Raw genomic sequence first — 540 nt, forward strand, 5'->3', positions numbered from 1 at the left:
CTCTGGGAACGCAAGGTCAACATGCGCGAGGCGAAACCCGTCAGCTACTCGCTGGCCGGCGTCGGCAAGCTGGCCGCCTACGAAATCACACTGAACCCCTTGGAACTCACCGAGGACTAATCGAAAGGAACACATCATGGCGAAGGTACGAACCCTTGGCCCCGGCTCGCTCAAGATCGGCGCGACCGGCAGCGAACAGGACTTCTCGGCGGACGTGACCAACACGACGCTGGCACCATCGACGGACACCGAGGACCCGGACAACTTCCTTGACGGCCATTCCGAGGGCGGCGCGCAGACCGAAAGCTGGACGCTGAGCGGCTCCGTCAAGGAGGACTTCAGCATGGACGGCCTTCAGGTCTGGTGCAACACGCACAGCGGCGAGGAACTGCCGTTCGAGTTCATCCCCAACACGTCGGGCACCGTGAAATGGACTGGCAACGTGACCATCGCCAGCATCCAGATCGGCGGCGACGTGAAGAGCAAGAACGCCAACGACTTTTCGTTTGCTGCCACGAACGTGACGCCCAGCGCCTACAC

General features: G+C 62.0%; 1 protein-coding gene. It reads left to right on the top strand.

Features of this window, described 5'->3' with window-relative positions; genetic code table 11:
• Window positions 1-136: 136 nt before the first annotated feature.
• Window positions 137-540, top strand: a 404-nt coding sequence (locus tag AC1AUD_RS13745) for a hypothetical protein (protein ID WP_476574940.1), incomplete at its 3' end; no start/stop codon positions are given.

This window comes from Bifidobacterium sp. LH_730 (assembly GCF_056355835.1).